The organism is Marinococcus sp. LNSP9103-4 (genome assembly GCF_056034345.1).
Map to the genome: position 1 here is coordinate 1 of NZ_JBQLIA010000048.1, position 2,937 is coordinate 2,937.

The following is a 2,937-nucleotide window of genomic DNA, read 5'->3' on the forward strand; positions in this document are numbered from 1 at the left end:
AAGATTCCGGGCGTGTTCGCCGCCGGCGACATCCGGGACAAGTTCCTGCGCCAGATCGTGACGGCGACCGGCGACGGATCGCTCGCGGCCCAGACGGCGCAGCAGTACGTGGAAGAACTGAAAAACGCGGTCGAAGTGTAAGCACTCCGGTCCGGTAAACTATAATTATCTGCCCTGGCTGCCTTTGTGCAGCCGGGGCATTTTTTTATGATAGTATGATGATAAGGGTACGCAATGATCATGGGGGCTTGTCCTGTTTTCATGAAAGGGGGATGCATAATGATAATTTATCCGGGCAGAAACAATGCAATCAGCCTGCTAATCTTCGGGACAGCACTTCTTGCCGGCTGCAGTTCCGGGGAAAATGACGAGCAGCCGGAAGAAAATACCGGGGAGACGGCGGGTTCGGTCTCTGAAGCTCAGACAGAAGACTGGGACATGGAAGTGGTAGCGGAAAATCTCGAGGTGCCTTGGTCGTTGAACATTCATGAAGATACGTACTATATGACGAACCGCGGTGGCGAGGTGATCGAGGTGAACGGGGGAGAAACAGAACGCCTTTCGCTTAATACGAGTGATGAAGTAGCAAACGAAGGGGAGGGCGGCCTGCTTGGCTTTGTGCTGGCCGAGGATTTTGCTGACTCCCAGCAGGGCTATGCGTACTACACCTACCGCCAGGATGATGGAGCGCCCGCAAACAGAGTGGTTGCTGTGGAACGCGAAGCCAGTCAATGGAACGAAACGGGAGTGCTGCTTGGTGACATCCCGGGGAGCCGGATTCACAATGGAGGCCGGCTTGAACTTGGACCGGATGGTTATTTATATGCTACCGCCGGCGATTCGGATGAGCCTTCGCTTGCGCAGGACGAAGACAGTCTCGCTGGCAGTATTCTGCGCATGACGGTCGAAGGAGAAGTACCGGAGGACAATCCGTTTGAGGATTCTTATGTATACAGCTACGGGCACCGGAATCCGCAGGGTCTCGCATGGAACAGCGATGGTCAGCTGTACAGCTCGGAGCATGGACCGAATGCCCAGGATGAAATCAATGTAATCGAGCCTGGCAATAATTATGGTTGGCCGGAAATTACCGGCAGTGAATCAGCAGAAGGGCTGGAAACGCCGGCGATTCAATCGGGGAGCACTACATGGGCCCCCTCCGGCACGGCTTTTTTCAGGGATACCCTTCTGACAGCAGGACTCCGTGGAGAGAGCCTGTATGCCTATGACGAAGAAACAGAAGAGATGAATGCTGTATTTGACGGAGAAGGCAGGCTCCGGGACGTTAAAGCCGAAAACGGAGATGTTTATATTCTTACGAATAACACAGACGGAGGAGGCACGCCCGCAGAAAACGACGACCGTCTGCTGAGGCTTACCCCTGAAGAATAGTAATTTAAAGTGTTTCCGCTGTTTGGCAGGCAGTACTTTCGAACAGTAATTTTTTGGTGAAAAAGCATAACTTTTTCGAATGGAGCAGAAATTTAAATTGATTTTCAAAAGCCCGTGGTTCAATACAGCGGTTTAAGAAAGGTTCAATCCGCCGTTCCACGGGCTTTTGCAGTGATTGTTTCAGTAAAAGAAAAAATATATGCCTGCGAAATTTTCAGAAAATTTGTGAGATATCCTTACCAGGTTGTGGTAAGGAGTGAAAGTTTTCATTAAAGTAAACGTAGGCTTTAATTATGAATTCAAAGGAGGCATGACGCCATGAGTTTTATCCATGCATTTTACCGAGTAATGACACAGAGAAAACTGGAGCAGCCAGCCTCCCAGGATTTTGCTGATTCTTTTGCAGGCAACGAAGCTTCCTAGACGCAAAGTATTAAATAAGCATTAGGATGACTTAAAAAAATTACTTAAAGCTCTCAACACTGACAGGGTAATAAAAAAGGCTGAAGCAGGAGATTTTTTCTGCTTCAGTCTTTTTCTGCTGTAAAAAATCTATGCCAGGAAAATTTATATTTGCTCCACAGGATCCGTAATGAAGACGATAAGACTCCGGTCGTGGTCGAAATCCCAGTCTACGAAAATATCGCGGACCTTCGTGCCAAAGATAAAATCAAATTTTTCTTTATAAAGCTCTTCTTTTTCGAGAAGGCGCTTCGTTGATTTTAAAATGTCCAAATGGCCCGTTCTGATTAGTTCTTTTTCAATTAAAATGAGGCCGCCCGTACGTACGGCGAGCATGGTCCGTTCGTTTACCGGGTGGACAGTGATCTCATCCGGGCTTTTCCCCACTTCTTCGCTGACGCGCTGTATTGCCTGTTTAATATTTTCCTGTCCCCTCGTACGGTTCTTGTCCTGCTTTTCTTTCAGTTTATCAGGGTGGAATCCGGTAATGACTCCCGATTTGTTTTCAATGTTCCAGTCAAAATAAAACTCCCAGCCTTCAATATCCATAAGGCTGGAAATGTAATGCTCGATTTCAGGCAGCATTTTCGCCATCATGGTTTCTCTTAATTCTTCCACGGCACGTTTGTCTCTTTGATCGAGCATCACTTTTTCAATAGGGGATAAAAATTTTCGTATATGCATGACAATACAGCAGGGGTCAACGCTCACATAGACGGATTCCGGTCCTTTGCCGAAATGATCGCGAAGCACTCTGCCGAGGTAGCTTCCGATTTTTTTTTGTTGTTCTTCTACTTGTGCAGGCGCAGAATGTTCGGCCATATTTTCACCTCTTGTTTTATTGTCTCGAATTTATCAACTGCTGCAGCTGATTAAGTACAGCTGCGGTTTAGCAGCGCTGGATGTTTTTTACTGTAAGGGTGGTGACAGAGCTGCCACCAGCAGTAATCAACAGCCTCACCTCCCCAGAGTAATATACAAAAAACCCGGTGTTGAAGCGATTGAATAGAGTGACCCCATAATATGAGACAGGAAAAAACACCCCCAACGTCGTATGTAGTATTAACGATGATCTGGAGGTGT

The 2,937-nt window shown here is 47.6% G+C and carries 2 protein-coding genes and 1 pseudogene; 2 read left to right on the top strand and 1 reads right to left on the bottom strand.

Going from position 1 to position 2,937, the window contains the following annotated elements; genetic code table 11:
- Both ACTRXG_RS16740 and ACTRXG_RS16745 read left to right on the top strand, forming a co-directional pair.
- A pseudogene (locus tag ACTRXG_RS16740) lies at positions 1-141 on the top strand (thioredoxin-disulfide reductase); the annotation flags it as partial.
- A gap of 138 nt (positions 142-279) precedes the next feature.
- Positions 280-1,392: a PQQ-dependent sugar dehydrogenase gene (locus ACTRXG_RS16745; RefSeq protein WP_474286046.1), complete on the top strand. Its 1,113-nt coding sequence runs from the start codon at positions 280-282 to the stop codon at positions 1,390-1,392.
- A 567-nt stretch (positions 1,393-1,959) separates the two neighbouring features.
- On the opposite strand, the gene ACTRXG_RS16750 is transcribed toward ACTRXG_RS16745, so the two are convergent.
- Positions 1,960-2,676: a Na-translocating system protein MpsC family protein gene (locus tag ACTRXG_RS16750; protein WP_474286048.1), complete on the bottom strand. Its 717-nt coding sequence runs from the start codon at positions 2,674-2,676 to the stop codon at positions 1,960-1,962.
- Positions 2,677-2,937: the final 261 nt, after the last annotated feature.

Bases quoted from the DNA above. Each gene is read 5' to 3' on its own strand.
- ACTRXG_RS16745 (WP_474286046.1), top strand. From the start codon at position 280: ATGATAATTTATCCGGGCAGAAACAATGCAATCAGCCTGCTAATCTTC.
- ACTRXG_RS16750 (WP_474286048.1), bottom strand. From the start codon at position 2,676: ATGGCCGAACATTCTGCGCCTGCACAAGTAGAAGAACAACAAAAAAAA.